Origin of the sequence: Amycolatopsis sp. La24 (assembly GCF_029087445.1) — a bacterium.
GTDB classification, from domain to species: domain Bacteria; phylum Actinomycetota; class Actinomycetes; order Mycobacteriales; family Pseudonocardiaceae; genus Amycolatopsis; species Amycolatopsis nivea.
In genome coordinates this window covers 108,339-131,164 of the sequence record NZ_JARACH010000008.1, presented here as the reverse complement: position 1 = coordinate 131,164, position 22,826 = coordinate 108,339, and the positions used below count along the sequence as shown (strand labels likewise).

The 22,826-nt window shown below is 70.9% G+C and carries 24 protein-coding genes; 11 read left to right on the top strand and 13 right to left on the bottom strand.

Annotated elements, in window-relative coordinates:
• Positions 1-7: 7 nt before the first annotated feature.
• The 5 genes from purU to PUT80_RS11900 are packed head-to-tail and all read right to left on the bottom strand — an operon-like array spanning position 8 to position 5,684.
• A complete protein-coding gene (purU, locus tag PUT80_RS11920) occupies positions 8-853 on the bottom strand; it encodes a formyltetrahydrofolate deformylase (protein ID WP_134733980.1) in 846 nt (281 codons plus the stop codon).
• The gene (locus PUT80_RS11915) at positions 850-1,401 is read right to left on the bottom strand and encodes a sarcosine oxidase subunit gamma family protein (RefSeq protein WP_275291948.1); all 552 of its coding nucleotides are present in this window, start codon (positions 1,399-1,401) and stop codon (positions 850-852) included. Before PUT80_RS11915 ends, purU begins: the two co-directional genes overlap by 4 nt.
• On the bottom strand, positions 1,391-4,156 hold the full coding sequence (locus PUT80_RS11910; RefSeq protein ID WP_275291947.1) for a 2Fe-2S iron-sulfur cluster-binding protein: 2,766 nt from the start codon (positions 4,154-4,156) through the stop codon (positions 1,391-1,393). Before PUT80_RS11910 ends, PUT80_RS11915 begins: the two co-directional genes overlap by 11 nt.
• A complete protein-coding gene (locus PUT80_RS11905) occupies positions 4,153-4,431 on the bottom strand; it encodes a sarcosine oxidase subunit delta (RefSeq protein ID WP_037814329.1) in 279 nt (92 codons plus the stop codon). Before PUT80_RS11905 ends, PUT80_RS11910 begins: the two co-directional genes overlap by 4 nt.
• 8 nt (positions 4,432-4,439) lie before the next feature.
• Positions 4,440-5,684 carry a sarcosine oxidase subunit beta family protein gene (locus tag PUT80_RS11900; RefSeq protein WP_275291946.1) on the bottom strand — a complete coding sequence of 415 codons (1,245 nt, stop codon included), beginning with the start codon at positions 5,682-5,684 and terminating at the stop codon, positions 4,440-4,442.
• Between the two features lie 71 nt (positions 5,685-5,755).
• Here PUT80_RS11900 and PUT80_RS11895 point away from each other — a divergent pair, with 71 nt between their 5' ends.
• On the top strand, positions 5,756-6,418 hold the full coding sequence (locus PUT80_RS11895; RefSeq protein ID WP_275291945.1) for a GntR family transcriptional regulator: 663 nt from the start codon (positions 5,756-5,758) through the stop codon (positions 6,416-6,418).
• A 4-nt stretch (positions 6,419-6,422) separates the two neighbouring features.
• Here the strand turns inward: PUT80_RS11895 and PUT80_RS11890 are convergent, their stop codons facing one another.
• Positions 6,423-7,544, bottom strand: coding sequence for an aromatic ring-hydroxylating dioxygenase subunit alpha (locus tag PUT80_RS11890; RefSeq protein ID WP_238606639.1), 1,122 nt, complete (start codon positions 7,542-7,544; stop codon positions 6,423-6,425).
• 280 nt (positions 7,545-7,824) lie between these two features.
• On the opposite strand from PUT80_RS11890, the gene PUT80_RS11885 reads away from it, so the two are divergent.
• Both PUT80_RS11885 and PUT80_RS11880 read left to right on the top strand, forming a co-directional pair.
• The gene (locus tag PUT80_RS11885) at positions 7,825-8,142 is read left to right on the top strand and encodes a bifunctional 3-phenylpropionate/cinnamic acid dioxygenase ferredoxin subunit (RefSeq protein WP_037814333.1); all 318 of its coding nucleotides are present in this window, start codon (positions 7,825-7,827) and stop codon (positions 8,140-8,142) included.
• On the top strand, positions 8,139-9,296 hold the full coding sequence (locus tag PUT80_RS11880) for an FAD-dependent oxidoreductase (RefSeq protein ID WP_275291944.1): 1,158 nt from the start codon (positions 8,139-8,141) through the stop codon (positions 9,294-9,296). Before PUT80_RS11885 ends, PUT80_RS11880 begins: the two co-directional genes overlap by 4 nt.
• Here PUT80_RS11880 and PUT80_RS11875 read toward each other — a convergent pair whose 3' ends face one another.
• Positions 9,297-9,731 (bottom strand): L,D-transpeptidase, encoded by a 435-nt coding sequence (locus PUT80_RS11875; RefSeq protein WP_134733985.1) that lies wholly within the window; start codon positions 9,729-9,731, stop codon positions 9,297-9,299.
• An 85-nt stretch (positions 9,732-9,816) separates the two neighbouring features.
• Positions 9,817-10,365 (bottom strand): HD domain-containing protein, encoded by a 549-nt coding sequence (locus tag PUT80_RS11870; RefSeq protein ID WP_037814337.1) that lies wholly within the window; start codon positions 10,363-10,365, stop codon positions 9,817-9,819.
• A gap of 53 nt (positions 10,366-10,418) precedes the next feature.
• Here PUT80_RS11870 and PUT80_RS11865 point away from each other — a divergent pair, with 53 nt between their 5' ends.
• Both PUT80_RS11865 and lepB read left to right on the top strand, forming a co-directional pair.
• A complete protein-coding gene (locus PUT80_RS11865) occupies positions 10,419-11,222 on the top strand; it encodes a crotonase/enoyl-CoA hydratase family protein (RefSeq protein WP_275291943.1) in 804 nt (267 codons plus the stop codon).
• 384 nt (positions 11,223-11,606) lie between these two features.
• Positions 11,607-12,491, top strand: a complete 885-nt coding sequence (gene lepB, locus PUT80_RS11860; protein ID WP_275291942.1) for a signal peptidase I — start codon at positions 11,607-11,609, stop codon at positions 12,489-12,491.
• A gap of 94 nt (positions 12,492-12,585) precedes the next feature.
• Here lepB and PUT80_RS11855 read toward each other — a convergent pair whose 3' ends face one another.
• Positions 12,586-13,041 (bottom strand): nuclear transport factor 2 family protein, encoded by a 456-nt coding sequence (locus tag PUT80_RS11855; RefSeq protein WP_063762885.1) that lies wholly within the window; start codon positions 13,039-13,041, stop codon positions 12,586-12,588.
• Between the two features lie 149 nt (positions 13,042-13,190).
• Between PUT80_RS11855 and PUT80_RS11850 the strand changes: the two genes are divergently transcribed.
• The gene (locus PUT80_RS11850) at positions 13,191-13,682 is read left to right on the top strand and encodes an ATP-binding protein (protein WP_275291941.1); all 492 of its coding nucleotides are present in this window, start codon (positions 13,191-13,193) and stop codon (positions 13,680-13,682) included.
• Between the two features lie 42 nt (positions 13,683-13,724).
• On the opposite strand, the gene PUT80_RS11845 is transcribed toward PUT80_RS11850, so the two are convergent.
• From PUT80_RS11845 to PUT80_RS11835, 3 genes are all read right to left on the bottom strand, one after another.
• Positions 13,725-14,354 carry a DsbA family oxidoreductase gene (locus PUT80_RS11845; RefSeq protein WP_043838067.1) on the bottom strand — a complete coding sequence of 210 codons (630 nt, stop codon included), beginning with the start codon at positions 14,352-14,354 and terminating at the stop codon, positions 13,725-13,727.
• A gap of 49 nt (positions 14,355-14,403) precedes the next feature.
• A complete protein-coding gene (locus PUT80_RS11840; protein WP_275291940.1) occupies positions 14,404-15,435 on the bottom strand; it encodes a DUF3592 domain-containing protein in 1,032 nt (343 codons plus the stop codon).
• Between the two features lie 122 nt (positions 15,436-15,557).
• Positions 15,558-16,415, bottom strand: a complete 858-nt coding sequence (locus PUT80_RS11835) for an EamA family transporter (protein WP_275291939.1) — start codon at positions 16,413-16,415, stop codon at positions 15,558-15,560.
• A gap of 84 nt (positions 16,416-16,499) precedes the next feature.
• Between PUT80_RS11835 and PUT80_RS11830 the strand changes: the two genes are divergently transcribed.
• Both PUT80_RS11830 and msrA read left to right on the top strand, forming a co-directional pair.
• Positions 16,500-17,387, top strand: a complete 888-nt coding sequence (locus PUT80_RS11830) for a LysR substrate-binding domain-containing protein (RefSeq protein WP_275291938.1) — start codon at positions 16,500-16,502, stop codon at positions 17,385-17,387.
• Between the two features lie 38 nt (positions 17,388-17,425).
• Positions 17,426-17,926, top strand: coding sequence for a peptide-methionine (S)-S-oxide reductase MsrA (gene msrA / locus PUT80_RS11825; RefSeq protein ID WP_037814345.1), 501 nt, complete (start codon positions 17,426-17,428; stop codon positions 17,924-17,926).
• Between the two features lies 1 nt (position 17,927).
• Here msrA and PUT80_RS11820 read toward each other — a convergent pair whose 3' ends face one another.
• Positions 17,928-19,148 (bottom strand): MFS transporter, encoded by a 1,221-nt coding sequence (locus PUT80_RS11820; RefSeq protein WP_275291937.1) that lies wholly within the window; start codon positions 19,146-19,148, stop codon positions 17,928-17,930.
• A 324-nt stretch (positions 19,149-19,472) separates the two neighbouring features.
• Here PUT80_RS11820 and PUT80_RS11815 point away from each other — a divergent pair, with 324 nt between their 5' ends.
• Genes PUT80_RS11815 through PUT80_RS11805 form a run of 3 tightly spaced genes read left to right on the top strand, consistent with a single transcriptional unit; the run spans position 19,473 to position 22,823 of the window.
• Positions 19,473-21,050 carry an ABC transporter substrate-binding protein gene (locus PUT80_RS11815; RefSeq protein ID WP_275291970.1) on the top strand — a complete coding sequence of 526 codons (1,578 nt, stop codon included), beginning with the start codon at positions 19,473-19,475 and terminating at the stop codon, positions 21,048-21,050.
• Entirely contained in the window at positions 21,047-22,006 is a 960-nt protein-coding gene (locus PUT80_RS11810; protein ID WP_275291936.1) for an ABC transporter permease, read from the top strand. The genes PUT80_RS11815 and PUT80_RS11810 overlap by 4 nt, the downstream gene beginning before the upstream one ends.
• Positions 21,999-22,823: an ABC transporter permease gene (locus PUT80_RS11805; RefSeq protein WP_037814350.1), complete on the top strand. Its 825-nt coding sequence runs from the start codon at positions 21,999-22,001 to the stop codon at positions 22,821-22,823. The genes PUT80_RS11810 and PUT80_RS11805 overlap by 8 nt, the downstream gene beginning before the upstream one ends.
• Positions 22,824-22,826 lie beyond the last annotated feature (3 nt).

The window sequence follows — 22,826 nt, the reverse complement described above, 5'->3', positions numbered from 1 at the left end:
GGATAGGTCAGCGGAAGACGACGGTCCGGTTGCCGTTGAGGAGAACGCGCCGCTCGCAGTGCCAGCGCACCGCGCGGGAAAGCGCGAGGGCTTCGGCGTCGCGGCCGACGGTCGCGAGCGCGCGCGGCGAGTGCGAATGGTCGACCCGCTGCACCTCTTGTTCGATGATCGGGCCCTCGTCGAGTTCGGGGGTCACGTAGTGCGCGGTCGCGCCGACGTACTTGACGCCCCGGTCGTAGGCCTGCGCGTACGGTTTCGCGCCCTTGAACCCGGGCAGGAACGAGTGGTGGATGTTGATCGCGCGGCCCTGGAGCTTCTGGCACAGCTCGTCGGAGAGGACCTGCATGTACCGGGCCAGCACGACGAGGTCGATGTCGTGGTCCCGCACCAGGTCGAGCAGCCGCTGTTCGGCGTCCGGCTTGGTCGCCGGGGTGACCGGGATGTGCACGAACGGCAGCCCGGCGGCCTCGGCCATCGGGCGCAGGTCCTCGTGATTGGACGCGACGAGCGCGATTTCCGCGCCGAGCGCGCCCGCGCGCCAGCGGAAGAGGAGGTCGTTGAGGCAGTGCCCGGCCTTCGACACCATCACCAGCAGCCGGTCCGGGGTGCGGTCGGAGAACCGGTACCGCATGGCGTAGTCGCGGGCGACGACGTCGAACTCGCGGGTGAGATCGTCCACGGTGGCCGGTCCGGCGCAGGCGAATTCGGTGCGCAGGAACAGTTCCCCGTGCACGTCGTCGTCGAACTGCTGGTGCTCGACGATGTCGCAGCCGTTGCTCACGAGGAACGTCGTCACGGCGTGCACGATCCCGGAGCGCTCGGGGCAGTGCAGGGTCAAGGTGAACTGGGTCAAGACTCCTCCTCTCGGTATTCCAGCGCCGCGTCGGCGAGCCAGGCGGCGAAATAGGGGGCGAACGACTGGCGCACGAGCACGGTGAATTCGCCCGCTTCCCGCACCAGCAGGACGATTCCGGTGCGGGCGTACAGCGTCTGGACGCAGGTGCCCGGCGGCGCGGCCTTCGGGTGGAGGTCGACGGCGCAGCCGTGCGCCAGGACGTCGCGGGCCGCCGGTCCGGCCAGCCGCACCGTGGTGCGCTGCGCGGACACGTCGGTCACCGCGCCGACGGCGATCGCTTCCCGCAGTGCTTCTTCGGTGCCTTCGGGTGCGTCGAGCACGAGGTACTCGTCGGGGCCGAGCCACAGGACGTCGCCGATGCCGCTGGTGAACCGGCAGACGTCCGGCAGCGCGGTGCCGAGCACGGCCGCTGCGGCGTCGTGGCCTTCGCGGATGCGGACGTTGAGCTGCGAGACGAACGGACGTTCCTCGGCGAGCACGGCCGGCGCGCAGCCGGCGAGCAGGCTCGCGTGCTCCGCGAGCGGAGACAGGGTCTTAGCCGTCACGGCGGGTCCCCTCCTTGTCGTAGAGCACGGATTCGGTCACCGTCACCGGCACCACCTCGTCGCCGACCGGGACGTACAGCGTCTCCCCGATCCGTTCTCGGCCGGAGCGGACGAGGGCGAGCGCGAAGGTGCGGCCCAGCGCGGCGCTCGGGTAGCTGGAGGTGACGTGGCCGAGCATGCGGACCGGCGGCTTCGGGACGTGCGCGGTTTCGATGATCTGCGCGCCCTCCGGCAGCAGCACCGTCGGATCGGCCGGGAGCAGGCCGACGAACTGCTTGCGGTCCGGGCGCAGGTTTTCCGACCGGGAGAAGGACCGTTTGCCGAGGAAGTCGGCCTTCTTCTTGGACACTGCCCAGCTCATGCCGAGGTCCTGCGGGGTGACCGTGCCGTCCGTGTCCTGGCCGATGATCGGGTAGCCCTTCTCCGCGCGCAGGACGTGCATGGTTTCGGTGCCGTACGGCGTGATTCCTTGCGCCGCCAGCGCTTCCCAGAGCGCGAGGCCGTACCAGGACGGCACATTGATCTCGTAAGCGAGCTCGCCGGAGAAGCTGATCCGGCACACCCGCGCGGCGATCCCGGCCACCTCGGCGTCGCGCCAGGCCATGAAGCCGAAGGCGTTGTTGCTGACGTCCAACTCCGGTGCGAGGCCCGCCAGGATCTCGCGCGAACGCGGGCCGACGAGCGCGACCGTGGCCCAGTGCTCGGTGACCGAGGTGGCGAACACGCGCAGGTGCGGCCATTCGGTCTGCAGCCACTCCTCCATCCAGTCCAGCACCATCGCGGCGTTGCCGGTGGTCGTGGTGACGAGGAAACGGTCCTCGGCCACGCGGATGACGGTGCCGTCGTCGATCACCATCCCGTCGACGCCGCACATCACGCCGTACCGGATCCGGCCGACCTTGAGCGTGCTCATGAGGTTCGTGTAGAGCATGTCGAGGAACTCGGCGGCGTCCGGGCCCTGGACGTCGATCTTGCCGAGGGTGGAACCGTCCATCATGGCCACGTCGGTGCGGGCGGAAAGGCATTCGCGCCGGACCGCGGCATCCATGTCCTCCCCCGGCTGCGGGTAGTACCACGGGCGCTTCCACTGGCCGACGTTCTCGAATTCCGCGCCGTGCTCGACGTGCCACGAATGCAGCGCGGTGACGCGGACGGGGTCGTGCAGCTCGCCGCGGTTCCGCCCGGCCAGCGCCGCGAAGGCGACGGGCGTGTACGGCGGGCGGTAGGTGGTCGGGCGGCGGTCCGCGAGGTCGACGCCGAGGGCTTCGGCGGTGATCCCGGCGGCGAGCATGCCGGAGGTTTTGCCCTGGTCGTGCGCCGTGCCGATGGTGGTGTAGCGCTTGACGTGCTCCAGCGAGGTGAGGCCTGCGCCGGTCGCGCGGAGCACGTCGGAGACCGTGGCGTCGCGCTGCAGGTCCACGAAGCGGGTGTCCACATCGGACTCCGCGCCGGGGATCTGCCATTCGACGGCCGGGGCCAGTTCGCGGGGACGCGCGTCCGAGACCGGGAGCGGGTTCTCCTCCGGTGCCCCGGCTACAGCCTCCCGGCCTTCTCGCACGCACCCGGCGAAGTCGAAGGTTCCGTTGGCGCTGCCTGCCACGCGCGCGGTCGGGAGGTCGCCGTCGGGGAGATACGCGCCGAGCGCGGGTTCGTAGCGGAGGGGGCCGCGCTGCTGGCTGAACAGGTGGACCGCAGGGGTCCAGCCGCCCGAGACCAGGAGCGTGTCGCACGGGATCAGTTCGTCGGCGACGCGCACGCCGGTGACGCGTTCGGTCCCTTCCGTCCCGGTCACCGCGGCCCCGGCCCGGACTTCGATCCCCCGTTCCGCGCAGGCGGCGGCCCAGTTTTCCGGGGCGGCCGGGCGGACGTCGGCCACCAGCGGGATTTCCACGCCAGCGTCGGCGAGGTCGATCGCGGCGGCGTAGGCGGAATCGTCCATGGTGAACACGACGGCGCGGCGACCGGGGACGACGCCGTACCGGTGGAGGTACGTCCGTGCGGAGTTGGCGAGGAGGATGCCGGGGCGGTCGTTGTCCGGGAACACGATCGGGCGTTCGTGCGCGCCGGTCGCCAGGACGGTCTGCTGCGCGCGGATCCGCCAGACGCGCTGCCGGGCCGCACCGGACGTCCGATGCTGCACGGCCAGGACGAAACCGTCGTCGTACGCACCGAAGGCGGTCGTCCGGTCGAGTACTTCCACGTCCGGGGTCGCGCGGAGCTCGTCCGCGATCGCGCGGGCCCACTCGATCGCAGGCTTGAGGTCGAGGTATTCGTTCGAGCCGAGCAGCGAACCGCCGGGTTCGGGCTGGTCGTCCACCAGCACGACCCGCGCTCCGGCCCGTGCCGCCGTGCGGGCCGCGACGAGCCCGGCCGGACCGGCGCCGACCACGAGCACGTCGCAGTGCAGGTGCTTCGCGTCGTACCGCGCAGGGTCCGGTTCGGTCGCCAACCGGCCCTGGCCGGAAAGGCTGCGCGCGACCAGGCCGTCGTACAGCTCGACGGTGGTCGCGGTCTGCATCGGTTCGGGGAACGGCTTTTCCAGCTGCACCACCGCGTTCGGCTCTTCGACGCCGGCCGCCATGATGCCGCGCGGGCGGCCGAGTTTGACGCTCCGCGCGACCTGGTGCACGCCGTTGGCGAGCAGCGCGGACGCGAGAGTGTCGCCGGGGTGTCCATTGAGGACGCGGCCGTCGAAGGTGAACTGGAGCAGGGTGTCGCGGTCGACGTGGCCGCCGCTGGGGAGGCGGAAGGTCATGGGATCACCGGCCGGGGTTCGTCGAGGCGGTAGACCGCCGCGAGTTCGTGGGTGCGGGTGTCGCGGACGGCGTTGAACCAGCGGCGGCAGCCGGCGCTGTGCGTCCAGCGCTCGGCGAGCGGGCCGCTCGGGTTGGCGCGGAAGAAGACGTACTTCGCCCACTCCTCGTCCGACAGCGCCGCCGGTTCCTGCGGGTACGCGACGTGGGCTTGGCCGCCGTAGTGGAATTCGGTCTCCTCGCGGGGACCGCACCAGGGGCAGGGAATCAGCTGCACAGTGGCTCCTAATGCGCGACGGCGGCGGCGCCGTGCTCGTCGACGAGCGCGCCGGTGGTGAACCGGTCGAGGGTGAACGGTTCGGCGTACGGATGCGGTTTGCCCTTCGCGACGGTGTGCGCGAAGCAGTCGCCGACGCCCGGCGTGGCCTTGAACCCGCCGGTCCCCCAGCCGCAGTTGAGGTACAGGTTCTCCACCGGGGTCAGCCCGACGATCGGCGAGGCGTCCGGGGTCACGTCCACGATGCCCGCCCAGGTCCGCAGCAGGTGCGCCCGCGCGAACACCGGGAACAGCTCCAGCGCGGCGGCCATCTGGTCCTCGATGATGTGGAACGCGCCGCGCTGGCCGTAGCCGGCGTAGGAGTCGATGCCCGCGCCCATCACGAGTTCTCCCTTGTGCGCCTGGGAAACGTAGACGTGCACGGCGTTCGACATCACCACCGTCGGGTGCACCGGTTCGAGCAGTTCGGACACGAGCGCCTGCAGCGGATGCGACACCAGCGGCAGGTCGATCCCGGCCATCCGCGCCAGCACCGAACTGTGCCCGGCCGCGCACAGCGCGACCTTCCCGGCAGCGATCCGGCCCCGGCTCGTCTCGACCGCGACGACCTTGCCGTCCCGCGTGTCGATGCCGGTGACCTCGCAGTTCTGGATCAGGTCGACGCCCATCGCGGCCGCCGCGCGGGCGAAACCCCAAGCCACGTAATCGTGTTTGGCGATCCCGGCGCGCGGCTGGTAGGTCGCGCCGAGCACCGGGTACCGGACGTGCGGCGAGGTGTTGACGATCGGGCAGAGCTCCTTGACCCCGTCCGCGTCGACCCATTCCGCGTCGATCCCGTTGAGCCGGTTGGCGTTCACCCGGCGCACGCTGTCGCGGACGTCCTGCAGGCTGTGCGCGAGGTTCAGCACGCCGCGCTGGCTGAACAGGATCGGGTAGCCGAGGTCTTCCTCGAGGCCCTCCCACAGCTTGAGCGAGTGCTCGTAGATGCCGGAGCTTTCGTCCCACAGGTAGTTGGAGCGGATGATCGTCGTGTTGCGGGCCATGTTCCCGCCGGCGAGCCAGCCCTTCTCCAGCACGGCGACGTTCGTGATGCCGTGCACCTTGGCGAGGTAGTAGGCGGTGGCGAGGCCGTGCCCGCCGCCGCCCACCACGAGGACGTCGTACGCGCGCCGCGGCTCCGGGTCCCGCCAGAGGAAATCCGGATGGTCCGGAAGGTCCGCGCCCGGCGGCCGGGGCTGGTCCGTCGTGGTCATTCCGGCTGGCCTCCTGTATCGGACAACTGGTCGACTACTGATATATCAATCTTCGCTGTAGAGTAGGCCGGGTGAGCACCCCGGTCAACCACGTCATCCCGGCCGCCGCACCGTCGCTGGCCGAACGCGCCTACGAGTTCCTGCGCGACCGCCTCGTCATGCTCGACATCAAGCCGGGCGACCCGATCAACGAGGAGTGGGCGGGCAGCGTCCTCGACATGGGCCGCACGCCGATCCGCGAAGCGCTGAAGCGCCTCGAAACCGAACGGCTCGTGGTCGCGTACCCGCGTCGCGGCACGTTCGCCACGGACGTCAACATCTCCGACCTCGCCCACATCTCCGAGGTCCGGCGCACCCTCGAACCGACCGCCGCCGCGTCCGCCGCCACGCGCGCGACCGACGAGGACCGCGCCCATCTGGTCCGGCTCCGCGACCAGCTGGATTCGGCCACGCCGAGGGAAAACGCCGAACTCCTGCGCACCGATCTTGAGCTCCACCGTGCGATCTACCGCTGCGTGCACAATCCGTTCTTCGAGGACACGCTCGTTCATTACGACAACCTCGCGACCCGGATCTGGTGCGTGTTCCTCCCCCGGCTGCGCGGCATGGCCGGGCACGTGGACGAGCACTCGCCGCTGCTGACGGCGATCGCCGAGGGGGACGCGAAGAAGGCTTCGGCGCTGACGCTCGAGCACGTGACCGGTTTCGAGAAGGCGATCCGAGCGCTGATCTAGCGCCCTAGTCCCCGACCTGGGCGCGCACCCAGGCATGGAACTCGCCGATGTGGTGTTCGCTCGGCACCAGCACGCCGCCGCGGGCGTAGGCGCGCGAGCCCATCGCCTGCTGGCACCGTTCGCACGCCTCGAAATCCTGCTGGTTCACGCGGTGGAACAGCTCCACCGAACGGTCGAGGTCCGCGCCCGATTCCACGACCTCCGGCAGGTACAGCCAGTCGCAGCGGACGAGCGTGCGGTCTGGGGCGAGCGGGAACATCCGGTGCACGATCACGTGGTCCGGCACCAGGTTCACGAACACCTGCGGCCGGATCGTGATCGCGTAGTACCGGCGGTCCTGGTGCTCGCCGACGCCCGGGAGGCGCTGCAAACCGTCGCCGCCGTCCACAGTGAACCCGGTGACGTCCGAGCCGAATTCCGCGCCGTGGCCGACGAAATACTGCGCGGCGTACCCGTCGGCGAACTCCGGGAGCACCTCGGTGAGTTCCGGATGGATCGTCGCGCAGTGGTAGCACTCCATGAAATTCTCGATGATCTGCTTCCAGTTCGCGCGCACGTCGTACTCGATGCGCCGGCCCAGCGCCAGATTCTCGATCCCGTACGCCTCGATCTCGCCCGGGCCGCCGAGCCGTGCGCTCACGTCCGCCTGCACAGTGTCCGCAAAGGACGGTGCTTCTTCGGCGAGGCAAACCCAGGCGTAGCCGAGCCATTCGCGCAGATGCACCGCGGTCAGGCCGTATTCGACGCGGTCGACGTCCGGCATCCCGGTCAGATTCGGGGCGGCGACAAGCTTTCCGTCGAGACCGTAGGTCCAGGCGTGGTACATGCATTGGAAAGCGCGCTTCACCGAACCCTTCTCGTCGGTGCACAGTCGCGCGCCACGATGGCGGCACACGTTCAGGAACGCGCGCAACGCCCCGTCGCGGCCGCGCGCGATCAGCACGCTTTCGCGACCGACCTGCACGGTCTCGAACGAGCCGGGCGACGGCAGGTCGGCGCTGCGCACCGCGCAGAACCACCCCGCTTCGAAGATCCGCTCCTGCTCCCGGGCGAAGATCGCCGGGTCGGTGTAGTGCGGCCCGGGAAGGGTCGGCAGCAGGCTCTGCGGGAGGTCGACAGCGGTCACCGGCAGGGCTCCTCTCACACACGATCGAAGTTGCGTATTACGCGTCTTGTTGCCCTCTCCGGAACAAGATGAGGCTCAGCGGGGGCGCTGTCAAGCACCCGCGGCGGTGCCGCACCCGTTCGCGGGAACCGCCCTCGACCAGGGCTTTCATCCGGAACTGCGCTCCGAAAAACTCCACCCCGGAACCCCTTGACGGCGCCCCTCCGGCACGCCCAGACTCTGTTGCGTATCACGTCGGGTGTTCCTCAATACGCAACAATCACTGGCTTCGGAGGAATCAATGCTGCGCGCGTGCACTGTGGACGAGCTGCCCCCGGGCGAGTCCGTCCGGATCGCGGGGCCCGAGCCCATCGCCGTCTTCAACGCCGACGGCGAGCTGTACGCGATCGGGGACACCTGCACCCACCAGGACGCGTCACTGGCCGACGGCTGGCTCGAAGGCTGCTTCGTGGAGTGCCCGCTGCACGCGGCGCTCTTCGACCTGCGCACCGGGATGCCGTCCTGCCTGCCCGCCAAGCAGCCGGTGCGCACGTACCAGGTGCACGTCGACGAGGGCGTGATCTACGTGCTCGCCGACGCCGCCGAGGACGCCGCGTGAAAACGGTCGCGATCGTCGGCGCCTCGCTCGCCGGCGCCCGCGCCGCGCAGGAGCTGCGCGCCCAGGGGTTCGACGGCCGGGTGGTGCTCGTCGGCGAAGAGCCGCATCTCCCCTACGACCGGCCGCCGCTGTCGAAGGCGTTCCTGGCCGGGTCCGCGTCGCGCGAGTCGCTGGACCTGCTCGACGCCGACGATCTGGCTTCGCTGGACGTCCGGCTCGGCACCCGCGCGGAACGGCTCGACCCGGCGACCGGCCGCCTCGTGCTGTCGGACGGGGAGCTGGAAGCGGACGGCGTGGTCCTGGCGACCGGTGGCCGTGCGCGGGCCTTGCCGGGGACGGAATCCGTTGCCGGAGTTCATGTTCTGCGCACCTTGGACGACGCGCTCGCCCTGCGCGACGAGCTGGTTCCCGGTGCGCGCGTGGTGATCGTGGGCGGCGGGTTCATCGGGGCCGAAGTGGCGTCGACGGCCAACAGCCTGGGCTTGGAGGTCACCGTGCTGGAGGCGCTGCCGACGCCGATGGCCCGCGTGCTGGGTCCGGAACTCGGCTCGATCTGCGCGCGCCTGCACGACCGGAACGGCGTCACTCTGCGCTGCGGCGCTTCGGTGGCCGGGCTTTCCACGCTCTCCGGCCGGGTCACCGGGGTACAGCTGGAAACCGGCGAGAATCTGCCCGCTGACGTGGTCGTCGCCGGGATCGGCATGGTGCCGGCGGTCGAGTGGCTCGACGGCTCCGGGCTGGCGGTGAGCAACGGCGTCCGCACCAATGCCGGTCTGGTCACGTCTCTGCCGAACGTGGTCGCGGCGGGCGACGTCGCGTCGTACGGGCCGGCGGGCACGCGGCACGAGCACTGGACAAACGCGACCGAACAGGCTTCGGTCGCGGTCGCCAATCTGCTGGCCGGGCAAGTGGTCCGGGAGTACGAGCCGAGCGGCTACGTCTGGTCCGATCAGTACGCCGGGACCATCCAGCTCGCCGGACATCCCGCGCCGGAGGACGAGGTGCGCTTCGCCGACGGCAGTCCGGACGACGAGTCCTTCCTCGCGACCTATCACCGCGGCGGGCAGACCGTGGCGGTGTTCGGGCTCAACAATCCGAGGGGGTTCGGCCGCCTGCGCCGGCAAGCGCTGCGGCGGCCGATGCCCGTCGGGTGATCACCGCACGACCTGCACCACGTCGCCCGGCTGCAGCGTGTTGAAGAACGCCACCGCGTCAGCGTGCGAGAGGTGGACGCAGCCGTGCGACTGGACCTTCAGGCTGCCCTGGTGGAACGCGACCCCGGTGTTGGTAAAGAAGACCGAGTACGGCATCGGACCGTGGAACTGCTTGCTGTAGTGGTCGATGTCCTTGTACTGCACGCGGAACGTGCCGACCGGGGTCGGGTACTTGGGCTTGCCGACCGTGACCGGCACGCCGCCGCGGGTGACCTTGCCGTTGTCCATCAGCCACGCCGTGTTCGCCGAGAGCTTCAGGCACGCCTTCGCCTGGGGGCCGCACGGCGGGCCCGCCGCCTCCGCGGTCGCGGAGAATCCGATCGTTGCCGCCATCGCCGCGATACTGGCCAGTGTTGCCGTGAGTTTCCGGTTCATCCTGTGCCTCCCCGAGATGGTCGTACTTTAGATCTTTCCCAGAGAGGTCAGTCTTAAACCAAAAGTGCGCCCATGTGGGTGAGCTCTAACGGGAGCGCCACGACAGCGGCGACGTCGCCAAGGCTGCTTCGGCGACGCGCCGGGCGGTTTCGGTGAAGAGCCCTGCCTGCGCCGACGCGAGCCATTCGTCCACTGTGGAGACTCCGGTCGCGCGGTATTCGAGGGCCTGGAAAAGCATCTCGAGTTTGTCCGCGTCCTTAGCGCATCGCGCTTCGGGCGACTCGCGCGTTTCGTACTCGTCTACCGCCGACTGCACGGTTTCCGCCGACGCACGCGGGAGGCCCGCGGTCTGGTCCGCCGTGATCGCCCTCGGTTCCGGCTTCGTCAGGTACGGCGCGGCGGTGTGCGGCAGGTCGCCGGTGCGGGTCTCCTGGGTGTCGTGCCACAGCGCGAGAAACGCCGCGCGCTCGGGGTTCGCGCCTTCCTCGGCGGCGAGCAGCGCGGCCAGCTGCGCCGCGCGGAGGCTGTGCTCGGCGACCGACTCCGGGTCGCGGACGCCCGCCTGCCACCAGCCCGCGCGGCGGACCCGCTTGAGCACCCCCAGCTCGAACCCGAACGCGGCCAAGCCGTCCATTCCGCACTCCCCTTCCCGTGCCGACACCAGTGCCGGAGCCTACGGGGCGTGGCATGCTGCCCGGACAGCCGCTTCTTCCCCCGGAGGCCCGCGTGAGCACTGTGCTGGTCGAGCACGACGGTCCGGTCACCACCATCGGCATCAACCGGCCGGAGCGGCGCAACGCCGTCGACCGCGCCACCGCCGAGGCGCTGGCCGACGCCTTCCGGGAATTCGACGCCTCGGACGCCTCGGTCGCGGTGCTGTACGGCGTCGGCGGGACCTTCTGCGCGGGCGCGGACCTCAAGGCGGTCAGCGAAGGGCACGGCAACCGCACCGAGCCGGACGGCGACGGCCCGATGGGACCGACGCGCCTGCGGCTGCGCAAGCCGGTGCTCGCGGCGGTGTCCGGCCATGCCGTCGCGGGCGGGCTGGAACTGGCGATCTGGGCCGACCTCCGGATCGTCGAAGAAACGGCGGTGTTCGGCGTGTTCTGCCGCCGCTGGGGAGTCCCGCTGATCGACGGCGGCACGGTGCGGCTGCCGCGGCTGATCGGCCGGAGCCACGCGCTCGACCTGGTGCTCACCGGACGCCCGGTCGACGCGGCGGAAGCCCACCGGATCGGTTTGGCGAACCGCGTCGTGCCTGCCGGGCAGTCCCTGCCCGCTGCGATCGCCCTCGCCCGGGACATCGCCGCGTTTCCGCAGACCTGCTTGCGCGAGGACCGGGCTGCATTGCTGGAAAGCGAATCCTTGAGCGAGGAATCCGCACTGGAGAACGAATTCCGGCACGGGATCCGGTCCTTGAAATCGGACACGCTCGCGGGTGCTGCCCGGTTCGCCGCGGGCGCGGGCAGGCACGGGTCGTTCGAGAAGTAGTCGCGTCCGATTACCGTTGCATCGCAAGGTGCATACCTGCGTCGAGGCAGGACCGGCCGCCATGTTCCTTCCCCAGGCGAGCACAGAGCGGCGGTGCTGATCGGCGGCTGGCTGATGAGCCGGTACACGTGGCGCCATCGGGTCGCGGAATTCGTCGAGCAGCTGACCCCACTCGACCGGCGCCCCACTCCGGTCTCGCCGTGACGCAAACCGTGCCCCGGCGCTCCGGCTGGCGCCGGATTCCGGAATCCGTCCCCGGTTCCGGCCCGTTTTCCTTCCCCGCGGGCGAATTCTCCGGTTGCCGTCCCGCTCACCGGCACGACCCCCCGATCGTGGCCGCGCGCGGTCCGCCGCCGGGCGCGCGGATCTGGGTAGCCTGACGGCGTGGCCGACCCGATCCCCCCAGTCCCCGCCCCCGGCGAGTCCGGATCCGACCGTCCCGGCACCGACGAGCCGCCCAGGAAGGGGCGGCGCAAGCGCCCGTTCTGGCAGGAGCTGCCGATCCTGATCGGGATCGCGCTGGTGCTGACGATCCTGATCCAGCAGTTCGTCGCGAAGGTGTTCCTGATCCCGTCGGCGTCGATGGAGACGACGCTGCACGGCTGCGACGGCTGCTTCGGCGACCGGGTCGTCGTCGACCGCGTCACCTACGACTTCACCGACCCCGCACCCGGCGACGTCATCGTGTTCCGCGGCCCGCAGCCGTGGACCGCGAACGAGATCGCGCCGCAGGAGTCGGGCAACTTCTTCACGAAGACGTTGCGCGGCCTCGGTTCCCTCGTCGGCTTCGCGCCGCCGGACGAGCGCGACTTCGTGAAACGCGTGATCGCCGTCGGCGGCCAGACCGTCCAGTGCTGCGATCCGCAGGGCCGCGTCCTGGTCGACGGCAAACCGCTCGACGAGCCGTACGTGCACTGGCTCGACCAGCCGCCGACGGCACGGCAGACCTTCGCCCCGGTCACCGTCCCGAAGGGCAGCCTCTGGGTGATGGGCGACAACCGCGAGAACTCGTGCGACTCCCGCTGCCAGGGCGGCGGCGGGGTGAACGGCACCGTCCCGGTGGACAACGTCATCGGCAAGGCGCGGGTGATCGTCCTGCCGCCGTCGCGCTGGGGCGGCGTCAGCGACCACGACCCGCAAGCCGCGCCCGCCGCGCTCGGGGCCCCCGCGTGGCAGCAGGGAATCCCGCTCGGGGCCGGGGCGCTGCTGGCGTTCCCGACCCTCGCCGCTGGGCGCGGCCTGCGCCGGAAGCTGAGCAAACAGGACTGAACCCTCACGGGCGTGCGTGAGGGTTCCCCTGACGGAATCAGATTCCCTCAGGGTTCCCCTCACGTACTGCCGCGAGCGAGGTCTGGACCACCCGTTACCCGGCGGAGCTGGCCGCCCGCACGACGTCCATCCGCAGATGCCGCGTCAGGTCGCCGGTCATCTGCAGCACCGGCGTCCGCTCCGCGAACAGCCACTCGTCCCCGCGCCGGACGAACCGGTCGTCGTAATGCCCGGCGGCGATGGGTTGCAGCGGAAAGCCTTCCGCGGCTTGGAAAACGGTGAAGTAGCTGTGCGCGGAAGCCGTGTCCTCCCCCGCCGTGATCCGGACGTTCGTCGTCACGTGGCGGGTCCTCGGCGTGCCGTCGGGATGGATGACCAGGATGGCGCGGAACCAGTTCTCCACGGCCTCCCGCCCGGTCCGGCCGCCGCCGCTGTGCAGGGTGCCGTCGCGGAACAGTTCGCCCACTCCGGCCAGATCGCCCGCGTCGATGCGCGCGGCGTAGGTCATGATCAAGTCCTGGATCGCCCACCGGGCCGACTCTGCCGACATCGGGCCAGCATAGGAGTTCCGCGGCGGAGGCGTGTGACCTGCGGTTCTCCCGGACACCGCCCTCCCGCCGCAGCGCGGTGCGGCGACGGTGGCATGATGCCCGCACGGTCCCGGCCGATCGGACCGCTCGCCGAGGAGGAAGGTGACGCTTGAGCACGCGCACTACCCAGGTGGACGACCTCCGGCTGGTGGCGCAGCCGAGCGCGGTCCCGTGCACCGAGCTGTTCGTCCGCCTGATCCTGACCGACTGGTCCCTGATGCCGATGCTGGACCAGGTCACGAACGCCGCGGTCCGGCTCGTGGGCGACGTCGTCGACCAGAGCAGCCCGTCCGCGCCCGCCTTCGTGACCGTCCGGCTGCAGCTGCGCGGGGACCGGCTCGTCATCGAGGTCGACGACGACCTCGTCGCCCCGACCCCGCCGCGCGACGAACGGATCGGCGTACGCCCCGGCGAACGCGGCGGCCGCACCACGTGGTGCGAACTGGCGCTGCCCGACGGGATTTCCGCCGGACAGGTCCGCCTCCCGCGCCGAGGCGACCGCCGCACGCTGGTCGACGAACCCGTGTCCGGCGAACCCGTCACCGCGGACCCGCAGGTGCTCGAACGCCTCCTCAACCGGCTCAGCACCTGGTCCGAATAACCGCACCGGAACCGACGCCCGGCTGCTCCCCGGCAGCCGGGCTCAGCTCCCGGCAGACGCCGCCCAGGCCTTCTCCAACGCCTGCGCGAAAACCTCCACCGACTGCCCGCCGGACACCCCGAACCGTCGTCCCAGCACGAAAAACGGCACCCCGCCCGCGCCCAGTTCCGTGGCTTCGCGTTCCTCGGCCCGCACCGCCTCCGCGTAGCGGGACGGGTCCGCCAGCACCGCTTCGGCCTCGCTGCGCGGCAATCCGGCCTCCTCGGCTACATCGGCCAGCACGTCCGAAGTGAACACCGGCCGAGCCTCGGCGAAATTCGCGCGGAACAACGCCGACACCATCTCGTTCTCCAGCCCTTTTTCGCGGGCCAGGTGCAGCAGGCGGTGCGCGTCGAAGGTGTTGCCGATCTCCCGGTCCGTCCGGTAGCCGAGCCCTTCCGCCGCCGCGAGCCCGGCGACCCGCTGTTCCATCTCGGCGGCCTGCGGCCCGTACTTCGCGGTGAGCATGTCCAGCAACGGCTCGGTCCCGGTCTTCCCGGGGTCCAGTTCGAACGACCGGTACGTCACGGTCACCTCGTCCCGGTGCTCGAATCCGGCCAGCGCCTTCTCGAACCGCGCCTTCCCGAGGTAGCACCACGGGCACACGACATCGCTCCAGATCTCCACCTGCATGCCGCCAGCGTAGAACGTCTTCCGCCGCGCACCGGGAGGCGAGGTCGGATCACCGCACCAGGTCGGACCAGCGCCGGACTCGCTCGGACTCGGCGACGGCGGGCATGGCGTTCGGCCGTTGCCTCCACCGGCCGTGCGGGAACAGCACGACCATGTCCCGTCCCGTTCCGCCCACCCAGGCCGGCGCCTCCCGCACGAGGCCACACCCGTGAGTCGACATGGCTTGGCGCAAGCGGATTCCGGAGCCGTCGCGGTACCGCACCAGGACGACCGGTCCGCGCCGGGACCTGCGCGCGGGGTCGGGCACGACCGTCACCTCCGCCGCGCGCCAACCGGTACGGCGCACTTCCCGGTGCCGCCGGCGCCACCGCACGGCCGCCACCAGCGCGAAAGGCAAGCAGACCACAGCCAGAATCCCCGGCACCACAGAAAACCCGACGAGAGCCTGGTTGTCGTTTTGCTCCTCGGTGGTCCGCACGTCGTCGGGGTCCGCCGGGTCGTAGACCACCGTCACGCTTTCGCCCGGCGAGTAGCTCCGGCCGGAGTTCCGCACGATCTCGGCAGTCCAGCTCGTGCCGCCTGCCGCGTAGCGCACCCGCATCGACGAAGCCCCGCGCCCGCTCACGGGGTCGTCGACGCTCAGCACCTTCCCCGCGGTCCGGGCTCCCGTGGCCAGCAGGGTCTCCGCCGACGCCTCCATGCGGACCATTCCCACGACGCATCCGACGAGAACGACGAACCAGCACCCCGCGAACCCCCACGCCCTGACGCCGGTGCCCCGCAGCCGCGGGATCTCGGCGTCCAGGTCGATCGCCGCCTGCCCGTCGTGCTTGCCGCGCGGCGGCAGCCACCGCCTGTCCGCCCGCGCCGAGACCCGGCGGTCCGGCCGGCCGGCACGGAAGACGCCGAACACCGCCAAGGACAACGACCCGGCGAGAACGGCGAAGTCGGCCGCCAGCTCACCGTCTTCCAGCACGTAGCGGGGGTACAGCAGCGACCAGGCTGTCCCGGCGGTGAAGACCGCGAACACCAGCACGCCCAGCACCGCAGCAACGAGCCACCACCGCGACGTCCCCCGCACAGCCCCGCCCCCCGCCCAGTCGCATCGGCCAAGAATAGGCCCGAAAACCCCTCGGGGACCACGCGATTCTCCGCCGGACAGCGCGGGGCTTCGCCCTTGGCCCGGAGGTTCTCGGACCCGCCCTAGACCGCGGTCTTCACCGGTTCCCGCGCCCCGGTCCGTTCCGCGCCGATGCCCGCGGCCACCACGAACGCGATCCCGGCCGCGGCGGCGACGTTCGGCACCTGGTGCAGCACGATCAAGCCGAGCACGAGGGCGATCGCCGGTTCCAGGCTCATCAGCGTCCCGAACGCCGAGGCCGTCAATCGGCGCAGCGCCATCATCTCCAGGCTGAACGGCACCACCGGCACGAGCACCGCGAGCCCGAGCCCGGCGAGCACCAGCGGCCACGTCAAGTCGCCGACCACCGCCGGAGCGTGCACGACAGTGGCGACCAGACCAGCCACCGGCATCGACACCGCCAGCCCGCGCAGGCCCGACACCTCGTCGCCGACCCGTTGCGTCAGCACGATGTACGCGCCCCAGCACACCGCCGCCGCGAGCGCGCAGCCCACGCCGATCAGGTCGGTGCCGCCCTGCCACGGCTGGGTCAGCAGCACCACTCCGGCCGCCGCCAGCACCGGCCACACCCGGGTTCCGCCGCGGCCGCGCACGATCGCGACGGTGAGCGGGCCGAGAAACTCCAGCGCGCTCGCCGTGCCCAGCGGCAACCGGGTCGCGGCGACCATGAACAGGATCGTCATCCCAGCGGTCGCGAACCCGAGCACCACGCACGTCAGCAGCACCGGACGGCGGAACGCCGACGGCCGCGGCCGCACGAGCACGAGGAGCAGCACGCCGGCCCACGCGAGCCGCAGCCACGCGACGCCGGTCGGCCCGATCTGGTTCGCGAGGCTGACCGAAACCGCCAGTCCGAGCTGGACGGACAGCATGGCGCCGACGGCGAGGACGACACCGGTCCGGGGAGTGGAGGGAAGCACGCTGTCCAGGAGAACCCATCCGGACCGTTCGTGTCCACGTGCCAATCCTGGACGTACCGTCCGGATATCCTGGACAATCGGGCGATGGACACCCGCAGGCTGCAGTTCCTTCTCGAGTTGTCGCGGCTCGGCTCGATGCGCGCGGTCGCGGACGTGCTCGAAACCACAACGTCGACCGTCTCCCAGCAGATCTCGGTGCTGGCCAAGGAAACCGGCGTCGCACTGCTCGAACCGGACGGCCGCCGCGTGCGGCTCACTCCGGCCGGGCGACGGCTCGCCGAGCACGCCGTGACCATCCTGGGCGCGGTCGAGGCCGCCCGGGTGGACCTCGATCCGGAAGCCGAACCCGCCGGGACCGTGCGGGTCGCGGGGTTCGGGACCGGCGTGCGGCACGCGGTGCTCCCGGTCGCGGATCTCCTCGCGCAACGGCATCCGCGGGTCCGCGTCGTGATCAGCGAACACGAGCCCGCCGAAGCGCTCGCTCAGCTCCGGACCGACGACGTCGACCTCGCCCTCACCTACGACTACAACCTCGCGCCGGCACCCGCCGATCCGTCGCTCGCCGTCCGTCCGCTGTGGACGGCGCCGTGGGGTCTCGCGGTGCCGCGCGCGGACGCGAAACGGCTGCGGGGCAACGGAACCCTGGAGGTCTTCGCCGCGTTCCGCGACCGCGACTGGATCGGCAACTCCCGCAACGGCGCGGACGAGACGGTCGTCGGGACGCTGGCGTCGATGGCCGGGTTCGCGCCGCGGTTCACCCACCGCGCGGACAACCTCGACCTCGTCCAGGACCTGATCGCCGCGGGCGGCGGGGTCGGCCTGCTGCCCGAGTCCTGGCCGACCCGGCCCGACGTCGCCGTCGTGGCGCTGACCGGGCCGGACGTCCGGCTGCGGGCCTTCGCCTGCACCCGCCACGGGCGCGACGCGTGGCCGCCGCTCGCCCTCGTCCTCGGGCTCCTGCCTGGCGACTAGCATGGCGGCGGAAGCGGTTCGAGCACGGAGGAGGCGAAATGGCCACGGAGAAGGCGATTCTGGCCGGCGGGTGTTTCTGGGGCATGGAGGAGCTGTTCCGCCACCAGCCCGGCGTGACCGCGACCCGCGTCGGCTACAGCGGCGGCGACGTGCCGAACGCGACCTACCGCAACCACGGCACGCACGCGGAAACCATCGAGGTCACCTACGACCCGGACCAGACCGACTTCCGCGCCCTGCTCGAGTTCTTCTTCCAGGTCCACGACCCCAGCACCAAGAACCGCCAGGGCAACGACATCGGCGCCAGCTACCGCTCCGCCATCTTCTACACCACCGACGAGCAGAAGCAGATCGCCGAAGACACCATCGCCGACGTCGACGCCTCCGGACTCTGGCCCGGCAAGGTAGTCACCGAGGTGACCCCCGCCGGGGACTTCTGGGAAGCCGAACCGGAGCACCAGGACTACCTGCAGCACTACCCCAACGGCTACACCTGCCACTTCCCGCGCCCCGGCTGGAAGCTGCCTAAGCGCGCCTGACTCAGCGCGCCATCGCGGCCTCTGCGTCCCGGAACGCCGCAGGGGTCAGCTGCCGCCACACGAGCGTCGTGCCGAGCAGCTGGACCGCCGCCGCCATCACCCACACCCCGCGCAAGCTCCAGTGCACGGCCACGAACCCGCCCGCGAGCGCGCCCAGCGGCGTCAGGCCCCAGGCGAGCGCCCGGTGGCTGGTCAGCACGCGCCCGAGCAGCTCCGACGGCGTGAACCGCTGCCTGCTGGACTGCGAGCACACGTTCCAGATCAACGTCGTCGAGGTCAGGAAGATCAGCACCGCGCCGACCAGCACCGGCCACGGCGGCACGATCGCGATCAGGAGCTGGCTCAGCACCGCGCACACCTGCGCGATCCGCATCGCCGTCGAGTAGCCGAACCGGCGCACGAACCGGTCCACGAAGAACGACGACGCCACCCAGCCGACCGCCAGGCAGGCCAGCAGCACGCCGTACCCGAACGGCGCGAGATGCAGTTCCTGCGTGGCGTACAGGACGAGCATCGAGTTGCCCGCCGCTGCAGCGAACGACCCGAGCGCGACCGTGATGGTGATCGAGCGCAGCAACGGCGTGCCGACTAGATAGCGCAGCCCGGCCGTGAGGTCCTTCAGCGGATGCGCGGGCGTCCGCACCGGTTTCGCCGACGGGATCCCGCGCGCGAGCAGCAACGCGACCAGGGCAGCGACGGCCGCCAGCCACGCGGGCAGCCCCGCGCTGATGCCGATCAGCAACCCGGTCGCCGGAGGCACCACGAACTGGACCATGCCGCGGTCGATCACCTGCAGCCGGGAATTGGCCATGTTGAGCTGATCCGGCGTGACGACCTCGGGGACCACCGAGCCCGCCGCCCCGTCGCCGAACACCTGCGCCGTCGTGAGCACGAACGCCACCACCAGCAGCGCGGGCAGGCTCAGCGAACCGGTGGAACCGAGCAGCGCCAAGGTGAGCGCGGCGACGATCTGCACCGCGTACGCGGAAGCGAGCACGGCCGTCCGCCGGACCCGGTCGATCACCACCCCGGCGAACAGCGAAAGCAGCAGCCACGGCGCCTGTCCGGCGACGTTCACCAGCGACACCGCACGCGGGTCGGTGGTGATCGAGACGGCCAGCAAGGGCAGTGCCGCGAGCAAAAGCCCTTCACAGGTCGAACCCGACACCGCCACCGCTTGCAGCCGGACCCAAGCCGGCCCGCTCCCACCCCGCCCCGCCATGTCCGCCAGTCTCCCCCGCGCCGCAACCGGTTTTCCGCAGCACACCGCCGGATGCTCCCGTTCCCCGGACCTTCTCGCCGAACAAAACCCCTCCGGTTATCACGCGGGCGCGGGCCACGCCTTTCCTTGTCCGTCAACCGGAACCGGCGCGCCCGGCCGGATCGCGGGACACCGGCTCACCTGCTGGGACAGGCTTCAGCGCACCGCCGCGAACGGGTGAGCTGGACGCATCCGTTCCGTCCCCGCTGGAGGAATTCCGTGCCCCGCCACACCCCGCCCCGACCCGGCCGTGCCGCCCGCGCGCGGTCCCGTTCCGCCTTCGTGCTGGCCCTTCCGCTGCTGCTCGCCGCGTGCGGCACGGCGGGCGGGGCCGGCTCGCAGGACGCCGGTCCCCCGCGCCCGGGCGGCACGCTCCGGCTGGGCATCTCGTCCAATCCGGACTGCATCGACCCGCAGCAGGTCAGCACCAACGCCTCGGTGAACGTCGGCCGTCAGCTGGTCGATTCGCTCACCGACCAGGACCCGAAAACCGGCGCGATCACGCCCTGGCTCGCCGACCGCTGGACGGTCAGCCCCGATTCCACGAGCTTCACCTTCCACCTCCGCCCCGGCGCGACCTTCTCCGACGGCTCCCCCGTGGACGCCGCCGCGGTGAAGACCAGCTTCGACGGCATCAAGGCGCTCGGCGCGAAGGCTCTGCTCGGGTCCAGCTACCTCGCCTCCTACCGCGGCGCGACGGTGCTCGACCCGGCGACGGTCCGGCTCGATTTCACCCAGCCCAGCGCACAGTTCCTGCAGGCCAGCTCGACGATGTCGCTCGGCGTGCTCGCGCCCGCGGCGTTCCGGCACACCGCCGAGCAGCGCTGCCAGGGCACCGGACTGATCGGCTCCGGTCCGTTCGTGTTCACCAGCCTCAAGCCGAACCAGAACATCGTGCTCAGCAAGCGCACCGGCTACCACTGGGGTTCGCCGTTGTGGCGGCACCAGGGCGAGGCGTACGTCGACAAGATCGACTTCCGCGTGGTGCCGGAGCCGGGCGTGCGGTCGGGCAGCCTGACGTCCGGCCAGCTCGACGCGATCACCGACGTCCAGCCGGTGGACGAACCGCAGTTCTCCGGCAACGGGTTCGCCGAACCAGTCCGGCCGAACCCGGGCATCGTGTTCAACCTGCACGCGAACGTGACCCGCGGCGTCCTCGCCGACCAGAAGGTGCGCCAGGCGGTGTCGAAGGGCGTGAACCGGCCCGAAGTCACCAGCACCGTGCTCACCCCGAACTACAAGCCCGCCACGAGCATCCTCGGCTCCGCGACGCCGCTGTACACGGATCTGTCCAAAGAACTCGCCTACGACCCGGCGGGCGCGCAGGCGTTGCTGCAGTCCGACGGCTGGCTCCCCGGTCCGGACGGGATCCGGACCAAGAACGGGCAGCGGCTCGGCGCGTCGGTGCTGTTCTCGCCGGTGTTCAACCAGAACCAGAGCGTGCTGGAGCTGATCCAGCAGCAGCTGCGCAAGATCGGCTTCGACCTCAAGATCGAGCTGCACACCAACGCCGAGGTCACCCGCCTGCAGCAGGCCGGCGACTACGATTTCCTCTGGTACAACGTCACCCGCGCCGACCCGGACATCCTGCGCCAGCAGTTCTCCACGAAGACGAACAACCGCAGCAAGCTGCCCGCCGACAACCCGCTCGACGCGTCGCTGACCGAACAGTCCGCCACCGTCGATCCCGCGAAGCGCAAGCCAGCAGCGGAAAAGGCGCAGCGGACCATCGTGGAGCAGGCCTACTCGATCCCGGTGTTCGAGCTGACGCAGGTGCTCGGCGTCGGACCGACCGCGCATGACGTGGGCTTCGAGGCTTCCTCGCGGCTGCAGCTGTTCGACGCCTGGGTTTCGGGCTCGTGAAAGGGTTCCCGCTGCTTCGCCGCGTTCTGCAGGCCGTAGTGGTGCTGTGGGCGGCGTTCACGCTGTCGTTCGTCATCCTGTACCTGCTGCCCGGCGACGCGGTGCTCACCAAACTCGGCTCGGCCGAGGGCGGACCCAGCGCGTCGCCGGAGCAGATCGCCGCCCTGCGCGCCGAGTACGGGCTGGACGACCCGGTCCTCGTGCAGTACGGCAAGCACCTCCTCGCCGCTCTGCACGGCGACTTCGGCACCTCGATCGCCACCGGCGACGACGCCACCCACCAGGTCCTCGCCGCGTTGCCGCCGACGCTCGCCGTCTCCGGCTTGGCGCTGGTGCTCGCGATCGTCTTCGGCGGCGGCATCGCCGTGCTCGGCACCTTCACCCGCACCCGCTGGGTGAGCCAGCTGCTGCTTTCCCTGCCGCCGCTGGGCACCTCGCTGCCGACGTTCTGGGTCGGGCTGCTGCTGATCCAGCTGTTCTCGTTCCAGCTGCGGTTGTTCCCGGCACTCGGGTCGACCGGTTTCGCGTCGCTCGTCCTCCCGGCGGTCACGCTCGCGCTGCCGACCGGGGCGATCATCGCGCAGGTGCTGGCGAAGAGCCTGCAAACGCAGCTCGCCGAGCCGTATATCGAAGTGGTGCGGGCAAAGGGCGCGAGCCGCCGTCGAGTCCACTTCGGACACGCGCTGCGCAACGCCGGACTGCCCGCGCTCACCCTGGTGGGCGTGGTCGCGGGCAATCTCCTGGCCGGTTCGGTGGTGACCGAAACCGTGTTCTCGCGCGACGGGCTCGGCCGCGTCACGGCGTCGGCGGTGACCGCGCAGGACGTGCCGGTGGTACAGGCGGTGATCGTGCTCGCCGCGTTCTTCTTCGTGGTGCTCAACCTGGTCGTCGATCTCGTGTACCCGTTGCTGGATCCGCGGGTCTCCGTGCGCAAGGAGGTGCCCGCGCGTGTCTGAAGCCGTGCTGTCCCAACGGTTCCTCGTCCGCCGACCCGGTCTGCTGCTGTCCGGGCTCGTGCTCGCCGCGGTGCTGATCGCGGCCTTCGCGCCGACCCTGTTCACCGGCCAGGATCCCATCACCGGCGTCCCCTCCGAACGGCTCCAAGGCCCGTCGCTCAGCCACCTCTTCGGCACCGACGAAACCGGCCGCGACGTGTTCGCCCGCGTCGTCCACGGAGCCGGGCTTTCCCTGCGCGCGACTGTGCTCGCAGTCCTCGTCGCGTTCGCCGCCGGGTCCGCGCTGGGGCTGCTCGCCGGGTTCCGCGGCGGGTGGCTCGACGCGGTCGTGATGCGGATCGTCGACGTCCTCCAGGCGGTTCCGGCGATCCTGCTGTCGCTGGCGCTGGTGACCGCGCTCGGGTTCGGCACCACGAACGTCGCGATCGCGGTCGGCGTCGCGAACCTCGCCGCGTTCGCCCGGCTGATGCGCGCCGAGGTGCTGCGGGTGCGTTCCGGCGTGTTCGTCGAGGCGGCCCGGGCGTCCGGGGTGCGCTGGGCCGGGGTGCTCGGGCGGCACGTGCTGCCCAACGCGCTGGGGCCGGTGCTGGTGCTGGCCACGGTGACGGTCGGGACCGCGGTGCTCGAAGTGTCCGCGCTCAGTTTTCTCGGGTTCGGCGCGAGCCCGCCGACGCCGGAATGGGGCGCGCTCGTGGCAGGCGGCCGCAATTTCCTCGCCACCGCTTGGTGGATGACCACGTTCCCGGGCTTGACCGTCGCGGCCGTCGTGCTGGCGGCGAACCGCGTGTCCCGGGCTCTCGACGGCGAACGGAGCTGACAA

Coding starts and splice junctions, on each gene's coding strand:
- PUT80_RS11910 (WP_275291947.1), bottom strand. CDS start 4,156: ATGACCTTCCGCCTCCCCAGCGGCGGCCACGTCGACCGCGACACCCTG.
- PUT80_RS11900 (WP_275291946.1), bottom strand. CDS start 5,684: ATGACCACGACGGACCAGCCCCGGCCGCCGGGCGCGGACCTTCCGGAC.
- PUT80_RS11885 (WP_037814333.1), top strand. CDS start 7,825: ATGCTGCGCGCGTGCACTGTGGACGAGCTGCCCCCGGGCGAGTCCGTC.
- PUT80_RS11875 (WP_134733985.1), bottom strand. CDS start 9,731: ATGAACCGGAAACTCACGGCAACACTGGCCAGTATCGCGGCGATGGCG.
- PUT80_RS11870 (WP_037814337.1), bottom strand. CDS start 10,365: ATGGACGGCTTGGCCGCGTTCGGGTTCGAGCTGGGGGTGCTCAAGCGG.
- PUT80_RS11865 (WP_275291943.1), top strand. CDS start 10,419: ATGCTGCCCGGACAGCCGCTTCTTCCCCCGGAGGCCCGCGTGAGCACT.
- PUT80_RS11855 (WP_063762885.1), bottom strand. CDS start 13,041: ATGTCGGCAGAGTCGGCCCGGTGGGCGATCCAGGACTTGATCATGACC.
- PUT80_RS11845 (WP_043838067.1), bottom strand. CDS start 14,354: ATGCAGGTGGAGATCTGGAGCGATGTCGTGTGCCCGTGGTGCTACCTC.
- PUT80_RS11830 (WP_275291938.1), top strand. CDS start 16,500: ATGGACACCCGCAGGCTGCAGTTCCTTCTCGAGTTGTCGCGGCTCGGC.
- msrA (WP_037814345.1), top strand. CDS start 17,426: ATGGCCACGGAGAAGGCGATTCTGGCCGGCGGGTGTTTCTGGGGCATG.
- PUT80_RS11820 (WP_275291937.1), bottom strand. CDS start 19,148: ATGGCGGGGCGGGGTGGGAGCGGGCCGGCTTGGGTCCGGCTGCAAGCG.